This window comes from Bacillus sp. TH13 (assembly GCF_016651175.1).
GTDB lineage: Bacteria > Bacillota > Bacilli > Bacillales > Bacillaceae_G > Bacillus_A > Bacillus_A thuringiensis_S.
Genome location: NZ_JAEKEJ010000025.1, coordinates 1,349,994 through 1,376,517 on the forward strand (window position 1 = coordinate 1,349,994; position 26,524 = coordinate 1,376,517).

Consider the following 26,524-nt stretch of genomic DNA (forward strand, 5'->3'; position numbering starts at 1 on the left):
ATTGTACGAAACAAAGTCTATAAACATATCCGTAATACCAACTTTAACTTTAATTTTACTTTTCGTTTTTATCATAAAGAAAATTGTATTCCATTACTAGGTGTCATAATTTTACACTGTAGAAATCCATTTCATCTGTAATAGAAAAACCTGCGCTTCTGTATAGACGGATTGCTTGTTCATTATCTGCATTCACACAAATAGAAATTTCTTCTACTTTTACAAAGCTAAATAATTCATACAATCCATAGTTTAAAAGTTTTAAGCCAATCCCTTTATTTCGCACCGAAGGATGGACCGCAATGTATTCTATATTTCCCTCTTTAAATTCCAGGCTCCCTTCAATATAAATATACCCTAACAAAAGGCCTTCTTTCTTAAAAACGAATAATTTATTTTCCTCATTTATTCTATTAATAATTGCTTCTCCACTATAATAAGTATCTGGAAATACTTTATCATGTAACTTAATAAAACTTTCATAAAACCCAGATGTAATTGGTTCTATTACTAAACTAGGATAATACACGAAATTTGAGGGGTGTATTTTTAAAATCACATGTTTTCCTTGTTTATCCACAACTAAATCGTTCATAAATTTTTTTACATTTTTATTTTTCCTATTAAAAAAACCATTAAATGTATGTACACTTCCTTCCAATTTGGATACTCCTATTTTCCACAGCTTTGCTGCTAGTCTTTCCCACTGCTCTTCTTTATGAATAAAAGGTCCCCAAATTTCAGCTGTTTTAGTGTCACTATCTACATCAAAACCAAGTGCTCCAACAATTTCTAAATCCTCATACAGAATAGTAAACGATTTTTCAAAACTACAGTCAGAAAATTCATTTTCTAAAGTGCTTTTTATTTCATCCTTTTGTATCCCACAATAACCAACATGATATTCTGGTATTTGATTTAAAGTCGCAATATAAGAAGCTAATTTAGTTAACTCTCTGTTTTCTCTCTTATACTTAGTCATCTATTCTTCTCCTTTATCTAGTAATGTCCAAATAGACCTTTGTTTTTAGCGATTTTTTCGCATCTCCAAAATACAATTAATCCTATAACTAAATAGATACATGCATTTACTATAAGAAATAATAACTCTGCTCCCCCAATAGAGAACAATGATTTTTTATTTATGGCTATATCCCTAATCAATTGTAACCCTAACATAAACGGACCGTATTTTAGGAAGGGAGCTACCGTTAACGGAATAAATGTCAGACCCATAATAATAAATTGAAATAATTGTAAGATGTAATCCACCTGTTTTAAAATCATTGTAATTCCAGCTATCGCATAACCAATTCCAAATACGCCTATTAATGTAATACATAAAATAGGTAATATAGAAATTAAATCAATATTTAGCCATTGATTTGCTGTTAACATAGCACCAAATAACAAAAAAGATATAGTCACCAAATTAATTAATATTGTGCTTATCATCCTTGTAAGTAATATAAAAGAAAGTTTATACGGTGTTAAATATAGCTGTTCTAATGTTCCCTGTCCTGCCTCATTCGATATCTCCCAACCGATTCCTTGTGTTACCGTTAAAATAAGAAACCAAAAAACATAATTTAAAATTACCAACTGTATGTTATGCTCTATTGTATTAGGATCACCAACTAAAGTTATACCTAAAAAAAACCCAAGAAAAACCAAGTAAAATATAACCAATTCACTTATTGTGTTAGGAAGATAGCGTAACATATTTATACCTTCCCTTCGTAAATTGGAAATAAAGATATTATATAGACCCATATGCCACCTCACCCTTTATTAGCTTCAAAAATACTTCCTCAAAATTAACTTGATCTTTCTCAATAGACTCTATTTCAATATCAAATTGCTTTAGATAATTCATAATAGAATAAAAATCATCATTGCTAGATATTGTTACTTTAATAATATCTTTTCCATCTTTTTCAATTATGTGAATTGAATCATTTAGTTTGTATAGAGTTTGCCTGTATGTTTCTTTTAGATGTATACTGGTAATAAATTGATAGGACTTAACTTGGAATAAATTCATTAGATTCAAAACGGTGTCATTTGTTATAATTCTTCCATTACTAATAATTACAACTCGATCACATAACTTTTGAATTAAATTCATATCATGGGAGCTAATTAATATAGTTTTATTTTCTGTATTCACGATTTCTTTTAAAAATGTTCTTATTTCATTATTAGATTCCACATCAAGTCCGAGAGTTGGTTCATCTAATAATAGAATTTCTGTATCAGCCATAAGTGCAATAATAATAGCTACTTTTTGTTGCATACCACGAGAAAGATTTTTTACAAGTTCATTTTTCTTCTCGTATAATTGGAATCTTTCTAAAAAGTAATCTATTCGAGATTGAATATGACCACGGGATATTCCACGATTCCCCAAAAAATATTCTATATTTTCTTTCACTGTTAGACGCCAATATAAATTACGATTACCTTCTAAAACAGAACTAATATGTTTCAGCGCTTTCTTATTTTTGTGTGTTACAGATATACCATTAATCCTTATATCCCCTTCATTGGTTTCTATAAGACCGCATAGACATTTTATTAATGTTGTTTTTCCAGCCCCATTGATACCTAAGAGCCCAACGACCTCCCCTTTTCCAATATTAAAAGAGATATTGTTTAATACTTCTACTTGTTTATTTCTAGTTTTATACGTTTTTTTTACTTTTATAACTTCTATCATTTTTTCTCCTCACTTTTATGCTTTTATATCCTTTAAATTAATAGGAGTAACTTTGGGATATGCTAATTTTAATTCTTCTAAGTTTTTATATTTAGATATTCTCATTAAAAGATTAATAACATATTCTTTAGTAGGACCTTCTCTAACCCCCATAGCCACTTTAAATAATCCTTTTCCCTGTTTTAAATTTGGAATTATCACCTCAAAACGATGAGTTCTAAACCCAAAACTTGAGCCCATTACAAAGGGGATTTTTTTCCTTTTCGCTTCATAATTTACAATACTAAGTAACCAACCGTAATTTTCCAATGTATCTTCTTTTAAATGAAAAACAACAAAAGGAGCTTTTGCCCAACTTTCTGTAGAAATAAGAGATGGGTATGCAATATTATTAAAAATACCTTTATTACAAATAGATTTTGCTAAATCTTCATTATTCTTAAATACTCTATTACAATAAATAGAAAATCCCTTTCTATTTAAGAAAAATTTATTATCTAATAAAGAAATTTCTTCATAAGTTAGTCCTGTTCCTAATAACGTTCGTACTTTTCTAATATAAGAACAAATATTCTTTGCTGATGGTATTTGATTATTTTCCTTAACTGTATAAACACTTAATAATCCACAATTTGAAAATTCCATACCTTGCTGATCTAACTTCAAACAAGAGTGAATATGTACAAATATTAAATTAGGAATAGCCTTGAGTTTTTCTAACAACTCAATCACTCTTAATGTATTCCCGTTTAAAGTAGTATCTATAATCAAAACCTTTAAATTTTTCGATGTATCCTTAGTTAACTTATCTATAAAGCTAACAAAATTAAACACCTCTAATGACCAGTTATAACGAACCGGCTCTATAAAGAAAAGATCAAATCGACTAATACTTGCTTCAAATTCTTTTTGGGTTTTAAAATTTTGAATTTCAATAGAATCCCTTTTGTATAAATCTAGCAATACACGAGTTTCAAAATAATCTCCCCATGTGCATAATTTTAATGGTTGTTTTTGTGTTGGCTTTGACATTCCAAAAAAACTTTGTAAAAAAGTAGATATACAAGCCATCCCACTTGAAGCGAAAACATGATCACATTCCCATTCATCATGTTTTTCACGATATAAATTAGCTTTTCTTTCTAAATGAACCGGCTCTATGTTTCTTTCATAACTAAAATCTATCTTATTTTGTGAGGGTAAATATTTTACTTCTCCCAGTGGAGGTGACTTCATATGTTTATTAGTAGTAAATTGGACAAATTCCATCCATAAAACTCTTAATTGCATGCTTAAATTTTCCAGATGCATTTCATCTTCAAATGTCCCAATTTTCTTTTCACTAATTTGCCTACCTAAGTGAACTGCGGATTCTAGCCAACCATTTGTTTTTGCTGAGTAAGGATGCCCTTCCATACCTAGAGAAAAATATATTGAAATTAAATCCTCTATTTCTTGTAATAAAACTATATAATTAGAAAATTCAGTTAACACCAACTTCTCTTCCTCCTACTCTATACAATCTATTATTATTAAGAATCCACTCATCTGGTAAGGGAAAACCGTGCATATTTCTAGCCATACTAGTTACATATGCCCCAGCTGGAGCTAATAACACCCGATCCCCAATATCTAAACGTTCATTATAATTTGATTGAATGAATATGTCTTTCTCATAGCAAGTAGAACCACAAATCTTATGCATGTCTTTTATAAGATTATTTGTGTACGTATATACCAAGATAGGCGGAGTCCAATACATTAAATTCCATGCTGAACTATCCAAAGTAACTATCCTATGATTCCCCTCTACGTCTGAAGTAAGCACTGTCGAAACAAGATATCCGCACATGGCCATTAACAACATCCCAGGTTCTATTATTACTTTCACTTGTCTATTTAATAATTTATTTATCCTTTTAATTACACCTTCTAAGATATCCCAGGTTTTTGTAACCTCATTTTCATCAGAATATAAATATGTTAATCCTCCACCAAAGTTAAGAACCTCGACTTCCGGAAACATTCCCACCATTTTTTCCATTCCCAACGCTACTTGCGACATTATATTTGAATTCCTTATCTCTCCCAAATGCACATGTATTTGCTTCACTTTAAGTCCATATTTTTTTAATAACATTTTTATATCTGAAGAAAATACATCAATACCAAAACGACTTTGTTCTCCAAAGGTGGTTTCTAATTCTGAATCTAGTAAATCTAATTTAAACTTAACTCTCAACCCTATCTTGTTTTCAACACTCCCATTTTTCAGCGCTTCTTTAAGTTGTGATACAGTGCTAAAATCTGGGATAATTCCATTTTTGTATAAAACCTCTATTTCATTACTTGAAAAAGATGGAGAGGTAGCGTAGATATGTTGAAATCCGGCACTTTTAGCAACATCTAACTCTGCTATAGACGCAACATCCGCACCAATTCCTAGTTCCACTAAAGTTTTCAATAGAGAAATATTCCTATTTGCTTTGACAGAAAAACAAATATGAGTATTAGGTATTTTACTAATGTTATCCTTTATTTTTTTCACTACATATTTAATTGCCTCAACATCATAAATGATTGCAGGGGTTTGTATATCAAAGTTTTTATTAATTAACAACTGTGGTATTTCTGGATAAATACTCATATTTTCTCTCCATTATATTAGATAATATATTTATGATAATTCTTGAGATAGTAATCCCCTCAGTCTCAGATTCCTCTGGTAATAATTCAACTATATCTAGACCAATAACCTCTACCTGTCCAACTATAAATTCTAATATTTCTATCATTTCATCATAACTAAATCCACCTGGTAACGGCGTCCCTGTAGACTTAATTACCGCTGAATCAAATACATCTACATCAAGTGTTATATAATATTGCAATTCTTTATTTAACACATCTCCAAATTCATTCAAATTATTCAAAATTGATTTTCCAGGCCATTGTTTTACCTTTTCATGTGTTAGCTGATTCTCAACTAACTGTCTAATACCAACTTGAATAACCTCTTCGATACCCTCTTCCTCAAGAACTGCATCTATAAAATTACCGTGGTGTACCGAATCTCTCCAGTTATCCAACTTATTTAATCCAAAATCAGAATGTGCGTCTAATTGAATAACACCTATTTTCTTCGCTCTCACTATTCCTTTTAGGCATGGTAGAGTAATTGAATGATCTCCCCCTATTGTTACCGGAAAAACATTATGATTGACCAAACGAAACACAGTCTCTTCCAACGCATCGAACTCTTTACCATTTCTAGCAAATACAATTGATTGAATATCGCCAATATCCGCCATTGTTACATTTTCAAAAATCCTTTTTCCTTTTATTGGATCATAAACTCCGCATAAGGACCGCGAGTTATGCTGATATACAGCTCCACTTACTTTCCTTAAATATCTTGGTGCAAATCGACAACCTGGTCTATACGTTACATTAAGGTCATATGGCATCCCTATAAAAGCTATATTGCACCATGTTCCATTCATACATTCAGACAGCGTTACCACTTCTGAATTAAACATACCTCCTTTCCCTCCTCTAAAAGTTTCTGCTTCCGGGGTAAACTCTTCAATTATCCCCTGTTCAAGTAAAGAGTTTATCATTGAATCCAATAGCTCACTTGTTAAATCAAACCGATTAAGTAATAATTTATGTGCAGCATCTCTTGTTATTGGCAAATAAAACGCCCTAATACACTCTAAGGAGCTTTGTTCTACATTTATTTCCCAGCCTTCTTTAGAATCCCATAAGGTGAGATAATTTAATTCTTCTTTAATAATTAAACTTTTTTTACTCTATAATATTTATTCATATCGACTTCCTCCAGAGTGATTAATGCGAATTAATTGATTTTCCAACAATAAATATTCACCTGGCAAAGGTAGACAGTTAAACCTTCTAGAGTTTGTCATGGTATATGCCCCAGAAGCAGTAAACAAAATTTTATCTCCAACATCTAAATTCTCTAATTCAAAATCCATCATATTCCCGTTTATATCTTTCCCAAAAAAGTCCCCTTCATATAAGGTATTTCCTGCAATTAAAATTTTTTCTTTTTTCTTATTCTTCTTATTTAGGCTAATAAGATTAGGTTTATGCCAGGGGGCTAAATTCCAAGCAGAAGAGTCCACAGTAATCACTTTCTTATTAAAAAAGGTATGAAACTCGCTTGCCATCACAGATGTAACTAGATATCCACAACCTGATAATAACGCTCCTCCTGGTTCAAAACGTATATGTATCTTCCTATTATTTTCCTTCTGCCACTTAACTACTTTCTCTTTTAAACTAGAAATAGCTTTCCTAGCCTTTTCACGATCAACATAAAAATGAAACATTCCTCCTCCAAAGTCAAGAACTTCGACATTACTAAGATAACTTGCAACGGCAAATAAATAATCAGCTTTATAGAGCAACGATTGAGGTGTCATTTGTCCAGTATGAACATGTAACCTTGTTATATTTAAATTGAATTTTTTATATTTTTTTCCAATCTATCATCAAGAATATTTATGCCAAATCTACTATCTTTTCCAAATGTTGCTGCAGACTCAATTTCAGTTGGTAGCGGAATTCTAACTCTAATTCCAACATTCGTATTAGGAAAATGTTCCCCATATAAAATCAACTGTGAAATAGAATCAATGTCTAAAGTAATCCCTTCATTCATGAAAACTCTCATATCCTTCAAACTATAAGCTGGATTTGTCGTAGTTATCTCAGTAAAACCAGCCTTCTTTGCAAGCTCATATTCTCCTAGACTTGCTACATCGCACCCTAGTCCCCATTTCGCATATAAAGATAATAATTCAGGAGTATGTGTAGCTTTTACAGCAAGATTTAATTTTGCATGGGGGAGTTCTTTCAGATCCTCTTGTATTCTATCAACTACATCTTTCATACCAGCATAATCATATATAATTGCAGGTGTATTCACATCGCATGCAACTTCATAAAGCTTAGAGGATGGTTGAGAATATAGCGGCTCTAAAATACTTTCGTTAGATTTTACTTTCACTTTGTTACCTCCCTTTATATTTCTTCAATATCTCATAGATCTCGTTGAATATTATTTTTTATTTTTTACACTTAATTTTTTCTATTAAATCTGATCTGTACGAGGCCTAGAACCTCCCAGCATCGTTAAATCTAAATTAATCCCTGATCCCCCTTGTTTTTCAAAAACAGGAACACCATTAGTTTCTAACTCAATTTCCATTTCCTCTGTAACTTTTAAAGCATTCAATTTATTCTCTAAATCTCTTAAACTCATATTTATCCGCTCCCTTTTCTTTTCAACGAGATCTATCAAACATTGTTACCTATTTGGATAATATATACTCATATTAGCGTTTTCCTTTTTTTGGTTCAATATCCAATATGTTGATAAACATTTTAACTTTTATTTGGTTTATAAGGAAAAAAAATCAAATAATTCAAAAGATATTCCAGTTTTATATTTTATATTACCTTCAATTAAGACTTATCCATGACAGAAAATTCTGTTTTTTATTGAAAAAACAAAATATGTTATAAATAATTTCTTAAATCAAATCGCTCACTATTTTTTATGGCGTAATCTTTTATAATGCCCACAAAAAAAGAAACCGGCTACTTTACTTCGTAAAACAGCCGATTTCTTCTATATGTTTCATCGTACGCGCTAATACGTCATCGCGCATTATAAAGCTAAATTTTCTATTCGTTTTAATGTTGTCAGGAATGTCTTTTAATAAAACAGACCCTTTCGTTTCTTCGTAATGCGTATGTTCTTCTACCGCACTAATTGTTGCAAAATAAATGTTTTTAATGATTATTTTGTCTTTTCCAGATACTTTGTATTGTCCTAAGTAAGTTAAATCAGAAACTATGCCGCCGGTTTCTTCATGAACCTCTCGAACTGCCGCTTCTTCCGGTGTTTCCCCTAGTTCTACTTTACCACCTGGAAATTCAAGACCGCGACGTAAATGATGTGTTAATAACCATTGATCCCCGTACCGGCATACAACCCAAACATGCTTTGGCTCAGGAGAAAATGGATAACGTTCAAACGATAATTGTACAGTGTTGTGGTAATAATCTTTAAATTTGTACATGCCATTACTCCCCTATTGATGGTTACAAGTTTTTCCTACCACAAATTGTAGCATATTCTCGCTTTTCTGCATAATATTATCCAATTACAATCCATTGATTATTCCCATTTGCGCGACTAATTCTTTCGTCTCATGATTTCCTAAATCGTAAATCATTTTATATGCTTTTTGTAGTTGTTCATCATATCGGTCATTATTTGAATCGTGATGATACTCAACAAATGGAACGTGGGAGCGTACAAATGAACCTAAATCTTCTACATATGCTTGATCGAAGTGCTCTCTTAATTCCGTAATTTCCTCATCATTTGCGTAAATTTCAAAATTATACGTATCCGCCGTCTTCACTTGTGAAATTTGACCATTTCCTATTGATATATAATATGTTTTTTTCGTCTCCATGTAACACCCTTCTTTCATCCTTTTAATTTCTATTGTTTTCATCAATTACAAAATTATGTAAAATAAAGAAAAGGAGGGGTTTTATGTTCAAAATATTAATTATCGGTATTATCATCGTCCTACTCATCCTCGTACTCTCCATCATGACAATTAATAAAGGCTATGCTTATAAACATTCCGTCGATAAACTAGAAGATAATCCTTATACAAAAAAGAATAAGGAGGATTCATAGTATGCTTCGTATACTCCGCATCACAATCGCACTCACTGTGATCGTTATGTCAGCAATTGGATTATATACAGGTCAAAATAATTTTCTACCTCTTTCACAATTTCTATTAGGGGCTTTAATGTTTCTCATCGCATTTGAACAAATAAAGAAAAAGGAGTCAGCAACTGGACTTATTTGTATTATTGCCGGTGCTTTCATTTGGATTGTTCTCATTATTACCTACATAAAATAGAGGAGGTCTTTTATGCTAAAAGGGGGACGGATTACTTTATCACTTATTGCTTTATGTATAGCAATCTATAGTTTCTTTACTAGTAATAGAGAAATTATGCCTTATATGTTCATCTTTTTAGGGATGATGGCTTTCGTTATTAGTATAGAGGAAAACTTAAAACAGCAAAAAGGCGGTAGTATACTTGCTCTGTTAGCAGGAGCTGGTGCTTTATTTCTTGGCTTCTCAGAAATATTTCGATAAATAGTCTCTTTAAAGGAGGTATACAATGCTAACTGGATTACGCTATTTTTTCATGCTTCTCACACTCTCTCTTTGCACTTATTCTCTTGCTACCGACAACTTCACACTTCTCCCATACATGCAATTTGCTCTCAGTTGTTTCTTTATTCTTCTAGGAATTAATGAACTGAAATCCGGAAGAAAATCAATGGGTATCTCGCATTTTTTCGTTTCTAGTCTTATGCTCTTCATTGTAATATCGAACTACTTTCACTAAAGATAACATGTAATTTCCAATCACCTACTGACCATTACCTCTCACTAATTTGGATTTTTTAAACAGTTAATAAATTGGAGGATACTATGCTAACAAACCTTCGAATCTTACTATCTGCTATTGCTTTTATTCTTGCTTTTTTTAGTCTTTTTACACGAATTTCTATTCTTTTCTCTTATGTATTTATCCTTTTAAGCATCACATTTATTCTTTCGGGAGTTGCTGAAATACAACAAAAGCAAAAATCGAAAGCTATCTTTTGTTTTATAGTTGGGATAATCACTTTCTTCGTTGGGATTTCTGACATACTTCCATAAAAAAGAAGAGCTTGTGTGCTCTTCTTTAACTCACTACTTTCAATCCAATAATCGTCCCCATAATCCCAACAATACAAATAATCCGAAAAGCGTTTTTAGGTTCTTGAAAAAATAAAATACCGACAACTGCTGCCCCGAGCGTTCCGATTCCAGTCCAAACTGCATATGCGATCGATAACTGAATTTCTTGAAGCGCCATCGTTAAAAATTGAAAACTAATAATAAAACCACCTATTAAAATAATATTATTCGTCCAACTATTATTTTTTGCTACTTTCTTTATCCCAATTACACCGACAATTTCAAAGAGCCCAGCTATAATTAAATAGATCCATGCCACTTTATTTCACCTCTTCCTTATTCCCACTAAATTTCAATCCGATAATAAATAGTGCCAATAAGCAAACGAGGAAAATTTTGATGAGCGAAAATGGTTCTTTGAAATATAAAATATCTACTAATATCGTTCCAACTGTACCAATTCCAGTAAATACTGCATATGCCGTACCAATTGGAATTTTTTTAGTTGCTTCAATTAGTAGTTGAAAGCTCACTAAAATTGCAATGAGTGTCAAAATACTCATTGAATTTGTTTTTAATCCTGTCGCCCAATATATTTCAATTAAGCCCCCAAATACTAAATACATCCACGCCCTATTTATGCTAATCTCCTTTTTCTTTTTCACTTCTTCTTTTATCTCTTCTCTTGTTTCTTGTTTCGAAGAATTACGCTTCTTTTTCGGAAAAAGAATGTAAGACATCGCCCATATAAAATGAATAATAAGCACTGATGTCCAGACACTTGTAATCGTATTAATCGTTTCATTTTTATAAAATCCAATTTGTTTATTTAAAATCCACTCTTTCATATGAAGGAAATAGGAACCGCTTGGCAACTCTTGAGCTGGTACAAGCCCTACTATAAAAATAAATAGAAGCTGTGCAAAAATGAAAATCCCCACATGTTTATAAAAGTATTGCCGCTCTAATCGTGCGTGCTCCTTTCCATATAGCTTTTCTTTTTGCATGGCTGTCATTTATCTTCCTCCTTTTTCAAATAATACTCCACCATTTCATCTATATACTTCATTGTTTCCGAATCAAGTCCATATACTTTTGCAATTTCTCCCTCTTCAGGTCTAATTAATTCCCAATACTTATTTATTAATTGTTCATCTTCTTGAAATACATGCATTGAAAAAGTCACTACTTTTTCCGCCAATTGTTGCATTTCTGGTGAATCTACTGGTTCATTTATACGCTGGCGAATTTCTCTTAATACTTGTAACCACTCTTTCATTCTTTCGTCATCTTCTTCAAACGTTGGTAAATCCTGAATGATTTGCTTTTCTTCCTCAGTAAAATACCTTTTCCTAAACTTTTCCCTCTGATCAATTCCCTGTACTGATTTTATAAATAACATTAAATCTTCTGTTCTAAGCTCTCCTGTTAATTCAATGGCATGAAATGTTGTATATAGTTGCTTTTCTAAATCCTGTAATCTTTTTACTTCCGCTTGTATTGTTTGAATTTCATTTTGAATTGCACTTTTCCATCTTTCTTCTTCTGAAATCCCCTTTTTTTCTTTTAATACTTCTTTTATTTCCGACAGCTTAAAACCAAGCTTTTTAAAAGTCGTGATTTGCTGTAATGTAATCACATCATCTTTTGAATAGTAGCGATACCCTGACTCGGCAACGTACGATGGTTTTAACAATCCAATTTCCTCATAATATCTAAGTGTTCTCGTCGTTACATTCGTTTCTTTTGAAATTTCACCAATGCTATACTTATCCATCGTTTCCTCCTCACGCCTTATTTATCTTCACTATAAACTTTGACGTATACGTTAAAGTCAATACTCCATTCACACAAAAAACTCCTGTTTTTCAAACAGGAGCTCTCATTAAGATATTCACCTACTGCCTTTCATTTCTTAAAAATGCTCATAAGTGAAACTCATTGTTTTTCTATAAAACCTGTACTTTTCTCTTTTACAAATAAAAAAACTGCCTTTTCACAGGCAGTTTTTCTTTATCCAAACACTTTCTCAAGTTCATCTTTATCTTGGCTTAACCAGAAGTTCATTAAGCGTTGTGCTCCTTCTAAGTCGTGAAGCTTCGCTTGACCACATTGTGTTTCATTTGCAGCTGGAATTTCTGTAATTTGAACCGCATCTTTTAATGTTAGTTCTAATAAATCAATGATTTCTCGAACTGTCGGTGTTCCACTTACTACAAGATAATATCCTGTTTGGCAGCCCATCGGTGAAATATCGATAATATCAAAATGCGGATAACGATCAATATATTTACGTAAATTAAATGCTAATAAATGTTCTAACGTATGAATAACATCTGGTTTCATTGCTTGTTTATTCGGTTGGCAGAAACGAATATCAAATTTATTTACAATACCGTCACTACCTACATTGTGAACTCCGCAATGTCTTACATAAGGTGCCTTTACAATCGTATGATCTAATTCAAAGCTTTCTACTGATGGCATAAAACATCTCTCCCGCTTTTAATTTAATTCCGTTATATCCAATATGATATAACGGAAATGCACATTAGTAAAGTATTATGTACAGTCGTGCTATAATACTTTAAGAATATGCTGAAAAGGAGACCGTTATGAAACAGATTTTTATTGGGATTATACGCTTTTATCAAAAGTTCATTTCTCCCATGACGCCACCAACATGCCGTTTTTATCCGACTTGTTCTCATTACGGATTAGAGGCGTTTCAAAAACATGGTGCACTTAAAGGCTTTTGGCTTACTTGTAAGCGTATATTAAAATGTCACCCTTTCCACCCGGGAGGATTTGATCCTGTCCCAGATAAAAAGGATGACAAAGTAAATTCTTAATTGTCGTAACCATTCACAACTAGATCTAATTTTCCTGTATCAGGATCGATAACAAGACCGTGAACAGGTACTTCTTCTGGAAGTAATGGATGGTTGCGAAGTATTGATACGCTATGTTCTACACTTTCTTCTACACTAGAGAACCCTTGTAGGAATCTTTCTAAATCGATTCCAGAATAACGGAGTGTATCTAATTTCTCATTTGTTATACCGCGCTCTTTCATCTTCTCAATTGTACTGCTTGCCTGAATTTTTGCCATACCGCAATCGTGGTGACCAACTACACAAACTTCATCAGCACCAAGTTCATATACAGCAACTAAAATACTACGCATAATACTTCCGAATGGATGTGAGATAACAGCTCCTGCTACTTTAATAATTTTCACATCACCATTACGCATATTCATTGCTTTTGGTAATAATTCAACAAGACGAGTATCCATACAAGAGATAATTACCATTTTTTTATTCGGGAATTTTCCTGTTTCATACTCTTCGTATCTTTTCTCTTCAACGAATTTTTCATTGTATTGTAAAATCTCTTCTAATGACTTCATAGTAAAGAACCCTCTTTTCTCTCATTTACATTACTTATATAGTGTACCAAAATTTAAAAAACTCAAAAAGGATATTGCTTTATAGTAAAAATAGGATGTTTTCAGGTAATCGACATAATTCTTTCAAAATATACACACACCTTTGTAACAAGTCTCACATACTTTAAACGTTTTTTCACTATAAACTGATTTTAGATAATGTAAAAAAGGAGTGAATATTTATTATGTCCGACGTTCTGTTACTAAGTCGTTTTCAATTTGCAATTACTATTTTTTATCACTTTTTATTTGTACCTTTGACAATTGGACTTGTTATTTTAGTAGCATGTATGGAAACTCAATACGCCCGCACATTGAATCCAACATACCGTAAAATGGCAAATTTCTGGGGTAAATTATTTACAATTAACTTCGTAATGGGGATTATAACCGGGATTACGATGGAATTCCAATTTGGAACAAACTGGTCTGAGTACTCCAAATATATGGGAGATATTTTCGGATCACCTCTCGCAATCGAAGCACTTGTTGCCTTCTTCTTAGAATCTACTTTCATGGGAATATGGTTATTCGGTAAAGACAAAATTTCACCAAAGTTCCGTGCCTTCTGTATGTGGATGGTTGCACTTGGAACAAATATTTCCGCACTTTGGATTATTACAGCAAACGGCTTTATGCAAAACCCTATTGGCTACGTAGTACGTAACGGCCGCGCTGAATTAAATGACTTCTGGGCACTCGTTACAAATCCATATGCTTGGAATATGTTCTTCCATACTGTCATTGGTTGTTATATCGTAGGGGCTTTCTTCGTTATGGCAATTAGTGCCTATCACTTATTACGTAAAAACGAAGTGGAATTCTTCAAAAAATCATTTAAGTTTGGTTTAATGCTAGGTTTATTCGCCGCAACAATTACACCGTTTATGGGACATCAATCTGGTGTATCAGCAGCTAAATATCAACCAGCAAAAGGAGCTGCGATGGAAGCAGTTTGGGAAACTGGAAAAGGACAAGGCTTCTCAATTGTTCAAATTCCTGATGTGAAAAATGAGAAGAACTTTGAATTCCTTACGATTCCAAAACTCGGAAGCTTTTTCTATACAAACTCATTTGATGGCGAAATTGTTGGTTTAAAAGATATTCCGAAAGATGAACGTCCAAATGTTAACCTCGTGTATTATAGCTTCCGCTTAATGGTTGCACTTGGTATGTTCTTTATGGCATTAACTTGGTACGGCTTCTATTTAAACCGAAAAGGAAAACTAGAAAACTCAAAACGTTATTTAAAAATTACAATATGGTCTGTCTTACTTCCTTATATCGCGATTAACGCAGGATGGATTGTCGCTGAAGTAGGTCGTCAGCCATGGACAGTATATAAACTAATGCGTACAGCAGAATCTGTATCGCCTATATCAGTTCCACAAATTTGGTTCTCATTAATTAGTTTAATTTTGTTCTACACTTTACTTTTAATCGCAGACGTATACTTAATGTTGAAGTTCGCGAAAAAAGGACCTGCAGCATTAGAAGAACCTGCTACTGAAGGAGGTGTGGCTCATGTCTCATGATATGCTTGCAATCATCTGGTTCGGTTTATGGGGCGTGATTTGGACAGTTTACTTCATTCTTGATGGGTATGCACTTGGTAACGGAATGATTTTTCCTTTCGTTACGAAAGACCGACAAGAACGAAATCAATTACAAGAAGCAATTGGCCCGTTCTGGGGCGGTAATGAAGTATGGTTAATTACAGCTGGTGGCGCAACATTTGCTGCCTTCCCAGTCACATATGCAAATATGTTTAGTTATCTATATACACCGTTATTCTTAGTATTACTTGCACTATTTGCTCGTGCCGCTGGACTGGAATTCATGCATAAAGATGATTCACCAATTTGGCAAAAAACTTGTAAATGGGCCTTTACAATTGGCAGTTTCTTAATCACCTTCTTATTCGGTGTTACATTTGCTAACCTGTATTACGGACTACAAATCGGAAAAAATGGCTATGAAGGAAATTTACTTAGCTTATTAAACCATTACGGTATATTAGGTGGTCTTTTCTTCACTGCTATATTTGTCGTATCCGGTGCCCTTTGGGTCATGATTAAAACGACTGGTGAAGTATCTAATCGTGCTTATAAAATAGCAAGACCATTTTCAATGGCAGCAGCTATTATTTTAGCTATCTTCTATGTAGCAACTACTAATCGGACAAACTTATTCCAAAACTTTACGGAATATCCGGTACTATTCATTCTTCCAGTACTTGCAATGTTAATGAGTGTACTCGCACTTATTATGGTGTACAAACATAAAATTGGCCTTGCATTCACATTCGTTTGCCTAACAATCGCAATGTTTATGACAACTGGCTTTGCAGGTATGTTCCCAAGAATGTTACCATCTCGTATTAACGATGCATACAGTACAACGTTATACAACGCAGCTGGTAGTCAATTAAACTTAAAAATTATGTTCTTCGTTGCAATGGTCATGGTACCAATCGTTATTGGATATCAGCTTTGGAGCTACAGTATCTTTAAAAATAAAATTCATAAAGACTCTGCTAAAGGGTATCACTAAAATAAAAAAAGACACTTCGGTTGAAGTGTCTTTTTCATGTATGATTTTCGATAAGATGTTATATTTCCAATCTAACAACTATAATACAGAAGAATCATTAACAGCTCACAGCTAAAGTGTAACATACAACAAACATGTTACTTTATGCAATTTTGCATTTTAAAATTATAACGTTGATTGAATAACTTGATCATACACATCATTATCCCTTACATCCGCCGTACTAATCCCGCTAAACGTTTGTACTTTCATTCCTGTATTTGATGATCCCGATCCATTGTAAGCTTTCGTCTTTTCAATCGGCTGTACGTTATATTTATCACCTACATTAATTGTTCCATTGCAGTTTTCAATAATAACACCTTCCACAACTGCTGGCATTTTGTCACCCACTTTCATTTCTTTACTTTTATTTTATGAAAATCGCCTAGAAAAATAGCATGTTTCAATAAGAAAAAGCACTCAAATTGAGTGCTTTTTCCTTAAGCATAAAGACAAGTTTGGAGACAGTTGACTTCTTCAAAATTTTATTAGGGGTAATATTTTGAAAAAGAAAGCCTTTCATATGTAGGTTAACACCACTGGAATATATAGTAAATTGATAATATTTATACGGAAGATTGCTAATGTTTAGTATAGATAGTTTTCACTATGTTAACAGTGAAAACTATCTATACTAATAACAAAAAGGCGCCTTCAAAAAAGACACCTTTTATAAACAGACACTATAAAACAGAATTATTTATTGTTATACGATTGTTAGATACAAAAAGTAGAGGAAAATGTTTGTATTAAATTCTGGTTTATAAAGTCTGTCTACAACTTATATTGTAATCCTCTTCATTTGAAAAAAAATATAATATGCACAATTGCATACAAAAAGAAAAAGCACTCTACTGAGTGCCTTTTCAACCATTTTACTTTTAATATATCGCTTTGAATATATTGTAACATACATATCTATATATTTTATTGAGAAAATTCAAAATCCTTTTTCTTTCATTTTCACTTATAAAATCATGTAATATAAAAGGTATGTCAAATTCTTATACAAATTGAGGTGTACTATATTTATGCTGTATTTTGGAATTATTCCTCTTATATTGTTTATTATTTTTCTTATCTCGTATTTAAAAGATCCGCGGAAAATAATAAATGGTTTTTTATTTAATGCCTTTATCTGTTTTTTCCTTCTTTTTTGTGTAATTGTATCTTTGAACTCAGATAATGCTGTCCTACGCTATATTATAATTTTACCTATTTTAGCACTTCTCATTATGCTTCCTTTCGGTATTGTTACTTTAATGTTTGGGTTATTTCTTAATGCTAGAATTTTAATGAAGCGAGAAGGAAGACGGTTCACTAACTGTTTAACACTCCTTGCTGCTTTAGGGATGTTATTCTTTATGTTACTCCCTATCATAAATCCAGCAAGTCTAGTCTCATCGCATTTAGAGCCTATTTTTGCAGCTATTTCTCTTATAAGCTTCTATTTCTTTATACACTTATCTAACTTCTTAAGCGCATATTTTTTATACCAATTCAACAGACCAAGACGTAATCAAAATTTCATAATCGTTCTTGGTAGCGGCTTAATTAATGATAAAGTACCACCTTTACTTGCAAGTCGTATTAATAAAGCTATCGACTTTTATTGGAAACAAGCAGCTGTGAATACACCACCAACAATTATTTTCTCTGGTGGTCAAGGTCCAGATGAAGGCCTTCCAGAAGCAGAAGCGATGCAAAATTATGCTGTTGAAAAAGGAATTCCTCTTGAACATACGGTGCAAGAAAATCGCTCTGTAAACACATATCAAAATATGTTGTTCTCTAAAGAAATTATGGATTCTTTAAAACCAGAAGGTAAGTATAGAAGTATTTTTACAACGAATAATTTCCACCTTTTCCGCGCTGGTATATACGCAAGACAAGCTGGCCTTAATAGCCAAGGAATCGGATCAAAAACTGCATTTTATTACTGGCCTAACGCAATGATTCGTGAATATGTCGCGATTGTTGTTATGGGACGTAAGCGCCATATGAAAATATGTGGAACTATTTTAGGCTTCGCTTTATTCCTAACAGTAATTAGTTTTATTGTTTCTTAATAGCTATCAAATAAAAATTCCTCTGAATGCTTTATGCACAGGGGACTTTTTTATACCTTTTCGTTCATCAAATTTAAATAAATAACGTAACAGCATACAACACATTAATTATTCCAGAAATCACTCCAACAATAGCAAATGTTTTACTCGTACCCGTCACTTTTTTGTTTAAACCCAATATAGAAAATACGATAGCTACACTACCAATAAGCCCCCATAAGTTTATAAACCATGATATTAATCCAGTGATGAAACCAACTAAAGAAAAAACTTCTATACTACTATTAGAACTGCTATTCGGAAAACTTCCCTCTACCGTTTTATAGCTAAGACTCTCCCCGCACTGTCCGCAAAACTCGTTGCCCTCGTTCGTTTCATTTCCACATTTCGTACAGTATCCCACAGAATCCCCTCCCTAAGATTAGTGCCCCAAATATATCCATACTATCCATTCTACTTTTTCATATTAAAATTATGACCACTCTCTAATCTTCTACAGTTGTATTTAAATTAATAATATGGTCATAATATTCCCTGCATACATCCATTAAAGGAGAATTTTTTCAAATTAAATGTTAAAATGAAATTTAGGTGTGAATTATGTAACAAACAAGAAACTAGTTTGAAACGAGGAAATTATATGGAGAAAATTATCAAAAACAAGCCCAATAAGCTAAAAATTGCTTCGAAAGCTTTGATGATTATTATTGGGGCATTTATCACAGCGTACGGATTAGAAGCAGTATTAATTCCAAATAACGTATCAGACGGTGGTGTGACTGGTTTAAGTATCGTTAGTTCAAGATTATTTGGATTGCCATTAGGAGCTCTAATCGCAGTTATTAACATTCCTTTCGTTTGGTTAGGATATAAGCAAATCGGTAAAAGCTTTGCAATTTATTCTATTATTGGAATCGCTTCATTAGCAGTAGGTACCGTTGTCATGCACGGAATACCAGCTATTATCGAAGGCGATACATTATTAGTTACAGTTGTTGGTGGTATTATTATCGGTTTTGGTATGGGACTAGCATTACGTAACGGTGGGGCATTAGATGGAATCGATATGCTTGCTGTATTGCTTTCTCGTAAGTTACCATTTGGAACGAGTGACCTTATTTTATTCTTAAACATGTTCGTATTTATTTTCGTATCAACGGTATTCGGCCTTCAAGGAGCTATCCTTTCGGCAATTGCTTACTTTATCGCTTCGAAAGTGATTCATATCGTTGAAGTTGGTTTAAGTGGTTCGAAAGCATTTAAAATTATCACAAAAGAGCCTGAATTAATGGTAGAAACAATTCGCGATCGTTTAGGCCGAAGTGCAACATATAACGAAGTATACGGTGGCTATTCAAGAGAGAAATTCAAAGAAATTTCTTGTGTAATTAACCGTTTAGAAGAAAGTAAAATGAAAGAACTTATTAATGAAATCGATCCACACGCCTTTATTACAGTTTATGACGTAGCAGAAGTAAAAGGCGGTAATTTCAAGAAACGTGATATTCATTAATCGTTATGAAAAAGAGGGTGTGCCAACAATTTGGCACACCCTCTTCTTATTATTAAGTTGCAGTCTTTGTCGGTAAGTCGCTATATTTTAATAATCGCTGATATAATTTTACTCTCCCCATCTTCTTCCTCTCTTAATCCATGCTACGTATTTTTGAAAGGCGGGTACTTCCTCTTGAAAGCGCAGCGGAACATATAGAAAGAGAGTACATATACATAGTATCCATAAAATACCTACTATAAAGTGAAATTTCATCGTTGTACTAATAAACAAACTCAAGAATAATACGAGGAACATAATTACACTAAATCTTTTATACATAGTCATACTATCCCCTCCTTATGTCTTAATTGTATCAGTTAAAAGGAATTGATTTCCATAATAAAAAAGACCGAAAAGCAAATTCCACTTTTCGGCCTCTATAACTATCTTCTCTTCGTAATTTTTCCTGAACCACCAACCCTCGTTTTCGGAGGAGATGTATTTCTTGGCGGCGTTTTAATAGATGATTTCGGCTTCACATCTGATCCGCTTGAACCGCCTGGTGTTTTTGTAATTTTACCCTTACTTCCAGTAGAAGGTGGGGGCGTCGTATTACTTCCTTTTTCAGTAATACTTCCCTTATCACCTACTGATGGTTTCGAATCTACATTATCGCCTCGCTTAATGATAGACCCTTTCCCTTCCTTCGTAATTGGAGGTGGGGTTTTCTTTTCTTCTTTCGTAGGTGGTCTCTCTGGAATAACTGGTTTATGATTTTGTCTGTCATTGTATCCTCGATAATCACCGGGCGATGATTTTCTTGAACCGAATATATCGTTTAATATGCTACCCATAATATATCCTTGCAAGAAGGACGGTTGGTAATTTTGACGGACAAATTCTTTATTACTTATTTCAATTAACGTATCAGATGGTTTCTCCTTATCCTTTTGCAGGTTATAAATCTTATCAGAATAAACGAGGAACATTTGATTTTCGTCTTCTTTAGATGCTTGCTTCGGTTCTCTTTCGTTAATGAGTTCCTTCGCTACTTCAGGAACTGACCGATTGGCGGCCCTATACACGTAAGATTCTTGTTTACCTTCCTTTGCGACAGACTCAAGTGGATAACGGTCTTGAATCGACTTTGTCTGCCCGCCTTGACAACCTGATAAGGCATAACCAGCAACAACAAGTAATATAACGATAGCAAGTATAGGGATTACAAACGATTTAATCATGGTAAACAATCGGTTTGACATGATTACGCCCCCTTACGTTGCTCTTATAATTTGTACATCAGCAGGAATGATTGCTTCTCCCTCATACATCATTGTGCGACCATTTTGCCATTCAATACGCAATAATTTTCGATTATCTGATTGGAATTCCCATACGTACTGTTCCTCTGAAGCGGAGAATGGTGTTTTCCCCATCACAACAACACGTCCGTTATATTGTTCTTCCATATGATACTCAGTATCATCCATTTCAATTGTCGTCGGAATTTCCTCAATTGAATCTAAGCGACCATCAATTGGTGTATATAATTTGTAATACGTATTTTCACGGTCTTCAATTTTTAAATAACGAATGTCTTTTCCATCTTGCAGTGTTAAAACAATTTCTTTACGAGAATGCATACTCGTTTTCCCGGTCAATTCGTACATAACTAACGAAACTTCAATCATATCGCCAGGAGCTAACGTTAAAAGACTCTTTTCCGGCTTCGGTGGCTCTGGGCTTTTCATTATATTTTTAATTCGTTTAAATAAACTCATGATCTATCCCTCCTTTTCTCTTTATAAACAAGCACCTAAAATAAGTGCACCAACAATATGTAATGATCCAGCCAACATCGCGTGAGCAACACTGCCTTCTTTCGTACCTTCTTCTAAATCTAAACCAGCCATTTTCTTTAATACGAATTCGATAAACATTTCTACCACTAATAAAATAACGAAAGAAACTGCTGAAGCAAGAAGGGCCTGCCATAAGTCATTTGCTTTCGTAATTGATTGGGATAAAATGTACCCTTGTGCAAATAATTTCATAATAAAACGAGTTGTTACAGCTGTATTTCCATTTTTGATTTCTTTTAAATCATTGTATTTTGTAAAAATTGAATCAACCCACATAATTGCAAATAAAAGTACTGCACTCGCTCCAGTCCATACAAGCATGGCAACTACATTCATCCATGTCATTGCAAAACCTCCTCTAAATATAATAGAAAACCGACATGAATATATTTAGACATGTCGGTTCATTTGTCTCTATTCTATATTATTTCTCATACTGCTTCATAATACGAGCTAATTCATCGTCAACAGCAGAATTTTTGTTTAAGCTTGCGAATTCATCATCTAATGACTTTTCTTTCTTATAAACTTCACCGCTTGCTTCCGCTTCAGCCTCTAATTGAAGAGCTTTCTCTTCCATACGGCTTAAACCAGCTTTTGCTGAATTTGAATCAAATCCAGACATCGCCTGATTAATATTCTTCTGTGCTTTCGCTGCATTTACACGTGCTACAAGTGTTTCACGTTTATTTTTCAGCTCTGTTAATTGCTTGCGCATTTCTTCTAGCTTAAGACGCAGATTATCAGCAGCAGCTTTATTCTGCTCGTAGCTTGCTTTATACTCATTCATCTTTTGCTCTGCATTTTGTTTTTCTTCTAATGCACGACGCGCAAGATCTAAGTTATTAGCTTGAACAGCCATATGAGCTTGCTCTTCACGTTTTTTCACAAGTGCTTCTTGCTCTTCAAATAATATTTTGAATTTCTTCTCAAGTGCGATTTGAGCTGCTACACTTTTCTCAGCTTCTTGTACATCAGCTTGCATATCGCGTAAATATTGATCAGTCATCTTAACTGGATCTTCCGCTTTTTCAATTAACGAATACACATTTGACATTGTTAAATCTCTTAATCGTTTAAATACAGACATCTAAATTCCTCCTATGATATACCTCATATTTCAAATTCACTACTTGGAAAACTTAAGAATCTCCCTTTACAGTAAAGAATATTCATTTTTACAGCCTATGTGTTTATTATAACAAAACAAAGATGTCCTTACATGTTATTTCCAAAATATAGCCAATATAATATGACATTCCAGATAAAATATTGTATTTCTAATATATTCCCATTAATTCTCTTCAGAATTGACTTATTTTTATGCACTTTCACTAAATTACATTATTGTAATGTTACTGTAAGCTAACTCGATAGTTGCATTCCGATATTTCTTATACACTAATACCAGAAGCAACAAACATGCTTCTTCACATGTAAGCAATAATACAAAAATTGTATTTACTATAAAACAGATAAAAGGAGAAGTCATCATGAAAAAATTAGTAGGAATCGGATTAGCAGCGGCAATTTCATTTGGAGCATTATCAGGTTGTTCTTTATTAGGAGAGAAAGCGAACGGCTTTGTACTGTATGGCTCAGAAGAACAAGTTCAGCAAATTACAGATAAAAACAAAAAAGAAGTGAAAGAAAAAGACTTCTATAAAATGAAAATGACAACATTAGATGGTAAAAAAGTTCTTGTAATGGATAAGAAAACTGGTGAAGAACTAGTGAAAAAAGAGTTACTTAACAAAGTTGATGAAAAAGACAACACGAAACCACTTGATAAATTACCAGCTATAACAACAGAACAAGGTGTATTATTTGCAAAAGAAAAAGTAGAAAATACTACACTTGATGGGGCAAAATTAAAATATGAAGGCAACACAATTATCGGAAGTGGCCGTGCATATACAGATATGTATGCGATTGTTGATGACGCAACTTACAGCAATGTAAAAGGTGATGAAAAATCTGTAGGTGTATTAAAATTTGATAAAGACCCAAGTAAAGAATTTCCTGGTTACAAAGGCGTAGAAGCTTCTCAACTTGTAAAAATTAAAAAGTAAAACAAAAAAGCTTTGCGAAATTCGCAAAGCTTTTTTCTATTTATTATGAGCAACTTGTTCCATATCCGGACTACAAGTTTTCGACTGACATGACTTATTTAAAGAACATGCTGCGCATTTTCCTTTTTTACTTCTCTTTACAAAATTAACTAACGTGTATGCTGCATAACCAAAAATGATAGCTCCAATTATAATATTGACCATCATTATACATCTCCTTTTAGAATCCTAGTAAAGATCCAACTTGGTATATAATAAGCGTTAATACATAAGCAACAACAAGCGGGTAAACGACTGAGAAAATCGTCCATTTCGCTGATCCTGTTTCACGTTTAATAACAGCCACCGTCGCTAAACATGGAACGTATAATAAAATAAAGAACATAAATGCATAAGCCGATAATGCTGTATAATGTGCTCCCATTACGTTTCCAAGCACATCTTCTTTAACTGCATAAATAATTGCCATTGTAGAAACGACAACTTCTTTCGCTAAAAATCCTGTTAAAAGGGATGCTGCAGCTTGCCACGTTCCGAACCCGAGCGGTGCAAATAGCGGTGCGATAAATCCACCAATCATCGCTAAGTAGCTATCTCCCATATCAACGCCAAATCCTGATGGACCTGCATAGTTTAATAACCAAATAACAACCGAACCACCAAAGATGAATGTACCAGCTTTACGAACAAACCCTTTCCCTTTCTCCCAGGTGCTCAGCCATAACGTTTTCGCTTGTGGCACACGATAAGGTGGTAGTTCAATTACGAAAATAGACTTTTCCGCTTTCAAAATCGTAAGAGACATAATTTTTGTAACTAATAACGCGAGAACAATCCCTGCAACATATAAAGAAAATACAACAGTCGCCTGACTATGCGGGAAGAATACGCCCGCAAATAATGCATATACAGGTAATCGTGCTGAACAAGACATAAATGGTGTTACTAAAATGGTAAGTAAACGTTCTTTTTCCTGTTCAATCGTTCTCGCAGCCATAATACCTGGAACGTTACATCCAAAGCCGATAATCATCGGGATAAATGCCTTTCCGTTTAAACCGAAAAACTCCATAATTCTATCCATAACAACTGCAATTCGCGCCATATATCCTGAGTCTTCTAATAATGAAATGAAAAAGAATAGTGCAAAGATTTGTGGTACGAATACTAATACAGCACCAACACCGGCAATAATACCTTCTGTAACGAGTGCTTGAATAAAATGAGAAGCTCCAATACTTGTAAGTCCAGCTGTCACCCAATCCGTAAGCTGGCCACCAAAAAACTCATCTAACATATCCGATAAAGGTGTACCAATCCACGTAAACGTAACCTGAAAAATAAAAAACATAACTGCTAAAAAGATTGGAAGTCCTAAAATTTTATGTGTAATTAATCTATCAACTTTTTCTGAAAAAGGAATTTTTCCTTCTTTCTCATGCTCCATAACATTTGTTTTTAACTTTTCAATATACGCTTCACGAGTTTTGTAAATGTGCTCTTCTAACGTACAATCAAGTTTTCCTTCTAAGCGAGATCGAATGGCTATGAGTTCCTTATAAATTGGTAATGCTTTCATTTCTTTTTCTACTACTTCGTTATTGCTTAAAAATTGAAGCGCTAGCCATCTCGGATGCTCGTAATTCACTGTCTCTAAAAGAGCAATTACTTCTCCAATTCCTTCATCCATTTGTACACCATATGAAATAAGGAATGGCTTTTTCTCTTTTTTGTCATTTTCTTTAAGAGTCGCAAGTAGTTCTTCACAGCCTTTTCCACTTCTTGCAACGACAGGCACAACTGTTACACCTAAGAGTTCCGATAATCGTTTTACATCAATTACAATTCCTCTTTGCTTCGCCACATCAACCATGTTTAAACCAATTGAAACTGGCTTACCAAATTCAAGTAATTGCAACGTTAAATGCATATTTCGTTCAAACTGCGAGGAATCCACAATATTTAACATATGCTGAAATTCTTCTGTTAATAGAAAGTTTGTTACAACACCTTCATCACGCGAAACTGGATTTAAATCATAAACACCTGGTAAATCAATTAATGTTCCTTGTCTATCTTTTAATTTACCAACCTTTTTTTCTACTGTTACACCGCTCCAGTTTCCTACATACTCATAAGAACCAGTAAGTGCATTAAATAATGATGTCTTTCCTGTATTCGGATTCCCTAGCAAAGCTACCTTATTCACGCTAATTCCACCTTTATCATTTTCGCGTCACAATGACGAATACTAATTAACTGTCCACGACACTCCAATGTACAAGGACCTTTGAACATCGCCTTCTGCTTCATACGAAGTTCGCTTCCTTCAGAAAGACCGAAAGCAGCTAGTCTTCTCTTTAATAATTGATCTAACGACTGAACGCTTTTTACTAACACTTTCTCACCGATTTTAATATCTACTAAGCTCATAACCTTCCCCC

At 33.4% G+C, this 26,524-nt stretch carries 36 protein-coding genes; 10 read left to right on the forward strand and 26 right to left on the reverse strand.

What is annotated here, in order from left to right; translation table 11 throughout:
• Window positions 1-103 precede the first annotated feature (103 nt).
• From JFU02_RS15245 to JFU02_RS15295, 11 genes are all read right to left on the reverse strand, one after another.
• On the reverse strand, window positions 104-982 hold the full coding sequence (locus JFU02_RS15245; RefSeq protein ID WP_061667122.1) for a GNAT family N-acetyltransferase: 879 nt from the start codon (window positions 980-982) through the stop codon (window positions 104-106).
• A gap of 17 nt (window positions 983-999) precedes the next feature.
• Window positions 1,000-1,722: an ABC transporter permease gene (locus tag JFU02_RS15250; protein ID WP_224980930.1), complete on the reverse strand. Its 723-nt coding sequence runs from the start codon at window positions 1,720-1,722 to the stop codon at window positions 1,000-1,002.
• A gap of 37 nt (window positions 1,723-1,759) precedes the next feature.
• Complete coding sequence (locus JFU02_RS15255) at window positions 1,760-2,719, reverse strand: ABC transporter ATP-binding protein (protein ID WP_061667121.1); 960 nt, start codon at window positions 2,717-2,719, stop codon at window positions 1,760-1,762.
• Between the two features lie 15 nt (window positions 2,720-2,734).
• Entirely contained in the window at window positions 2,735-4,216 is a 1,482-nt protein-coding gene (locus JFU02_RS15260; RefSeq protein ID WP_086405779.1) for a hypothetical protein, read from the reverse strand.
• Entirely contained in the window at window positions 4,203-5,366 is a 1,164-nt protein-coding gene (locus JFU02_RS15265; RefSeq protein ID WP_061667119.1) for a diaminopimelate decarboxylase family protein, read from the reverse strand. The genes JFU02_RS15260 and JFU02_RS15265 overlap by 14 nt, the downstream gene beginning before the upstream one ends.
• On the reverse strand, window positions 5,329-6,414 hold the full coding sequence (locus JFU02_RS15270) for an arginase family protein (RefSeq protein ID WP_201071224.1): 1,086 nt from the start codon (window positions 6,412-6,414) through the stop codon (window positions 5,329-5,331). The genes JFU02_RS15265 and JFU02_RS15270 overlap by 38 nt, the downstream gene beginning before the upstream one ends.
• Before the next feature lie 126 nt (window positions 6,415-6,540).
• On the reverse strand, window positions 6,541-7,074 hold the full coding sequence (locus JFU02_RS15275; protein ID WP_201071227.1) for a type III PLP-dependent enzyme domain-containing protein: 534 nt from the start codon (window positions 7,072-7,074) through the stop codon (window positions 6,541-6,543).
• Window positions 7,075-7,199: 125 nt separating this feature from the next.
• Entirely contained in the window at window positions 7,200-7,754 is a 555-nt protein-coding gene (locus JFU02_RS15280; RefSeq protein WP_201071230.1) for a hypothetical protein, read from the reverse strand.
• A gap of 84 nt (window positions 7,755-7,838) precedes the next feature.
• A complete protein-coding gene (locus JFU02_RS15285) occupies window positions 7,839-8,009 on the reverse strand; it encodes a hypothetical protein (protein WP_153577967.1) in 171 nt (56 codons plus the stop codon).
• Window positions 8,010-8,352: 343 nt separating this feature from the next.
• A complete protein-coding gene (gene mutTA / locus JFU02_RS15290; RefSeq protein WP_000276385.1) occupies window positions 8,353-8,832 on the reverse strand; it encodes an antimutator 8-oxo-(dGTP/GTP)ase in 480 nt (159 codons plus the stop codon).
• A gap of 84 nt (window positions 8,833-8,916) precedes the next feature.
• Window positions 8,917-9,234 carry a hypothetical protein gene (locus tag JFU02_RS15295; RefSeq protein WP_000448411.1) on the reverse strand — a complete coding sequence of 106 codons (318 nt, stop codon included), beginning with the start codon at window positions 9,232-9,234 and terminating at the stop codon, window positions 8,917-8,919.
• An 83-nt stretch (window positions 9,235-9,317) separates the two neighbouring features.
• On the opposite strand from JFU02_RS15295, the gene ytzI reads away from it, so the two are divergent.
• From ytzI to JFU02_RS15315, 4 genes are all read left to right on the forward strand, one after another.
• On the forward strand, window positions 9,318-9,467 hold the full coding sequence (gene ytzI, locus JFU02_RS15300) for a YtzI protein (RefSeq protein ID WP_000472795.1): 150 nt from the start codon (window positions 9,318-9,320) through the stop codon (window positions 9,465-9,467).
• Window position 9,468: 1 nt separating this feature from the next.
• Window positions 9,469-9,699 (forward strand): DUF3953 domain-containing protein, encoded by a 231-nt coding sequence (locus JFU02_RS15305; protein ID WP_000944464.1) that lies wholly within the window; start codon window positions 9,469-9,471, stop codon window positions 9,697-9,699.
• 12 nt (window positions 9,700-9,711) lie between these two features.
• Window positions 9,712-9,942 carry a DUF3953 domain-containing protein gene (locus JFU02_RS15310; protein ID WP_000911648.1) on the forward strand — a complete coding sequence of 77 codons (231 nt, stop codon included), beginning with the start codon at window positions 9,712-9,714 and terminating at the stop codon, window positions 9,940-9,942.
• 342 nt (window positions 9,943-10,284) lie between these two features.
• On the forward strand, window positions 10,285-10,515 hold the full coding sequence (locus tag JFU02_RS15315; RefSeq protein WP_000957185.1) for a DUF3953 domain-containing protein: 231 nt from the start codon (window positions 10,285-10,287) through the stop codon (window positions 10,513-10,515).
• Window positions 10,516-10,540: 25 nt separating this feature from the next.
• Here JFU02_RS15315 and JFU02_RS15320 read toward each other — a convergent pair whose 3' ends face one another.
• The 4 genes from JFU02_RS15320 to luxS all read right to left on the reverse strand — a co-directional run bounded on the left by JFU02_RS15320 (window position 10,541) and on the right by luxS (window position 13,023).
• On the reverse strand, window positions 10,541-10,855 hold the full coding sequence (locus JFU02_RS15320) for a DMT family transporter (protein WP_000312334.1): 315 nt from the start codon (window positions 10,853-10,855) through the stop codon (window positions 10,541-10,543).
• Between the two features lies 1 nt (window position 10,856).
• Window positions 10,857-11,552, reverse strand: coding sequence for a DMT family transporter (locus JFU02_RS15325; protein ID WP_086405777.1), 696 nt, complete (start codon window positions 11,550-11,552; stop codon window positions 10,857-10,859).
• Complete coding sequence (locus JFU02_RS15330) at window positions 11,549-12,313, reverse strand: MerR family transcriptional regulator (protein ID WP_061667115.1); 765 nt, start codon at window positions 12,311-12,313, stop codon at window positions 11,549-11,551. Before JFU02_RS15330 ends, JFU02_RS15325 begins: the two co-directional genes overlap by 4 nt.
• Window positions 12,314-12,549: 236 nt before the next feature.
• Window positions 12,550-13,023, reverse strand: a complete 474-nt coding sequence (luxS, locus tag JFU02_RS15335) for an S-ribosylhomocysteine lyase LuxS (protein WP_001141371.1) — start codon at window positions 13,021-13,023, stop codon at window positions 12,550-12,552.
• A gap of 128 nt (window positions 13,024-13,151) precedes the next feature.
• Between luxS and yidD the strand changes: the two genes are divergently transcribed.
• The gene (gene yidD / locus JFU02_RS15340; protein ID WP_000809334.1) at window positions 13,152-13,388 is read left to right on the forward strand and encodes a membrane protein insertion efficiency factor YidD; all 237 of its coding nucleotides are present in this window, start codon (window positions 13,152-13,154) and stop codon (window positions 13,386-13,388) included.
• On the opposite strand, the gene JFU02_RS15345 is transcribed toward yidD, so the two are convergent.
• Window positions 13,385-13,948 carry a beta-class carbonic anhydrase gene (locus JFU02_RS15345; RefSeq protein ID WP_000838173.1) on the reverse strand — a complete coding sequence of 188 codons (564 nt, stop codon included), beginning with the start codon at window positions 13,946-13,948 and terminating at the stop codon, window positions 13,385-13,387. The genes yidD and JFU02_RS15345 overlap by 4 nt on opposite strands.
• A gap of 224 nt (window positions 13,949-14,172) precedes the next feature.
• Here JFU02_RS15345 and cydA point away from each other — a divergent pair, with 224 nt between their 5' ends.
• Both cydA and cydB read left to right on the forward strand, forming a co-directional pair.
• The gene (cydA, locus tag JFU02_RS15350) at window positions 14,173-15,522 is read left to right on the forward strand and encodes a cytochrome ubiquinol oxidase subunit I (protein WP_061667114.1); all 1,350 of its coding nucleotides are present in this window, start codon (window positions 14,173-14,175) and stop codon (window positions 15,520-15,522) included.
• Window positions 15,512-16,540: a cytochrome d ubiquinol oxidase subunit II gene (gene cydB, locus JFU02_RS15355; RefSeq protein ID WP_000017670.1), complete on the forward strand. Its 1,029-nt coding sequence runs from the start codon at window positions 15,512-15,514 to the stop codon at window positions 16,538-16,540. Before cydA ends, cydB begins: the two co-directional genes overlap by 11 nt.
• A 165-nt stretch (window positions 16,541-16,705) precedes the next feature.
• On the opposite strand, the gene JFU02_RS15360 is transcribed toward cydB, so the two are convergent.
• On the reverse strand, window positions 16,706-16,939 hold the full coding sequence (locus tag JFU02_RS15360) for a spore germination protein (protein ID WP_003308072.1): 234 nt from the start codon (window positions 16,937-16,939) through the stop codon (window positions 16,706-16,708).
• 674 nt (window positions 16,940-17,613) lie between these two features.
• On the opposite strand from JFU02_RS15360, the gene JFU02_RS15365 reads away from it, so the two are divergent.
• Window positions 17,614-18,651, forward strand: a complete 1,038-nt coding sequence (locus tag JFU02_RS15365) for a YdcF family protein (RefSeq protein WP_061667112.1) — start codon at window positions 17,614-17,616, stop codon at window positions 18,649-18,651.
• A gap of 73 nt (window positions 18,652-18,724) precedes the next feature.
• Here the strand turns inward: JFU02_RS15365 and JFU02_RS15370 are convergent, their stop codons facing one another.
• The gene (locus JFU02_RS15370; RefSeq protein WP_000540173.1) at window positions 18,725-19,054 is read right to left on the reverse strand and encodes a zinc ribbon domain-containing protein; all 330 of its coding nucleotides are present in this window, start codon (window positions 19,052-19,054) and stop codon (window positions 18,725-18,727) included.
• Window positions 19,055-19,291: 237 nt separating this feature from the next.
• Between JFU02_RS15370 and JFU02_RS15375 the strand changes: the two genes are divergently transcribed.
• Window positions 19,292-20,164, forward strand: coding sequence for a YitT family protein (locus tag JFU02_RS15375; protein ID WP_000411244.1), 873 nt, complete (start codon window positions 19,292-19,294; stop codon window positions 20,162-20,164).
• A gap of 108 nt (window positions 20,165-20,272) precedes the next feature.
• Here the strand turns inward: JFU02_RS15375 and JFU02_RS15380 are convergent, their stop codons facing one another.
• From JFU02_RS15380 to JFU02_RS15400, 5 genes are all read right to left on the reverse strand, one after another.
• Window positions 20,273-20,491 (reverse strand): hypothetical protein, encoded by a 219-nt coding sequence (locus JFU02_RS15380; protein ID WP_000180095.1) that lies wholly within the window; start codon window positions 20,489-20,491, stop codon window positions 20,273-20,275.
• Window positions 20,492-20,589: 98 nt separating this feature from the next.
• Entirely contained in the window at window positions 20,590-21,408 is an 819-nt protein-coding gene (locus JFU02_RS15385; RefSeq protein ID WP_000071186.1) for a DUF4247 domain-containing protein, read from the reverse strand.
• A gap of 12 nt (window positions 21,409-21,420) precedes the next feature.
• Window positions 21,421-21,927 carry a DUF4178 domain-containing protein gene (locus JFU02_RS15390; protein ID WP_000051755.1) on the reverse strand — a complete coding sequence of 169 codons (507 nt, stop codon included), beginning with the start codon at window positions 21,925-21,927 and terminating at the stop codon, window positions 21,421-21,423.
• Window positions 21,928-21,948: 21 nt separating this feature from the next.
• Window positions 21,949-22,353, reverse strand: a complete 405-nt coding sequence (locus JFU02_RS15395) for a DUF350 domain-containing protein (RefSeq protein WP_000220086.1) — start codon at window positions 22,351-22,353, stop codon at window positions 21,949-21,951.
• A 79-nt stretch (window positions 22,354-22,432) separates the two neighbouring features.
• Complete coding sequence (locus JFU02_RS15400; protein WP_000110281.1) at window positions 22,433-23,098, reverse strand: PspA/IM30 family protein; 666 nt, start codon at window positions 23,096-23,098, stop codon at window positions 22,433-22,435.
• 403 nt (window positions 23,099-23,501) lie between these two features.
• Between JFU02_RS15400 and JFU02_RS15405 the strand changes: the two genes are divergently transcribed.
• Entirely contained in the window at window positions 23,502-24,080 is a 579-nt protein-coding gene (locus JFU02_RS15405) for a lipoprotein BA_5634 family protein (protein ID WP_000737464.1), read from the forward strand.
• Between the two features lie 36 nt (window positions 24,081-24,116).
• On the opposite strand, the gene JFU02_RS15410 is transcribed toward JFU02_RS15405, so the two are convergent.
• From JFU02_RS15410 to JFU02_RS15420, 3 genes are read right to left on the reverse strand one after another with little or no spacing between them, the layout of a single operon-like run.
• Window positions 24,117-24,287 (reverse strand): FeoB-associated Cys-rich membrane protein, encoded by a 171-nt coding sequence (locus tag JFU02_RS15410; RefSeq protein WP_000989593.1) that lies wholly within the window; start codon window positions 24,285-24,287, stop codon window positions 24,117-24,119.
• A gap of 13 nt (window positions 24,288-24,300) precedes the next feature.
• A complete protein-coding gene (feoB, locus tag JFU02_RS15415) occupies window positions 24,301-26,289 on the reverse strand; it encodes a ferrous iron transport protein B (protein WP_097960388.1) in 1,989 nt (662 codons plus the stop codon).
• The gene (locus tag JFU02_RS15420) at window positions 26,286-26,513 is read right to left on the reverse strand and encodes a FeoA family protein (RefSeq protein ID WP_000060519.1); all 228 of its coding nucleotides are present in this window, start codon (window positions 26,511-26,513) and stop codon (window positions 26,286-26,288) included. Before JFU02_RS15420 ends, feoB begins: the two co-directional genes overlap by 4 nt.
• Window positions 26,514-26,524: the final 11 nt, after the last annotated feature.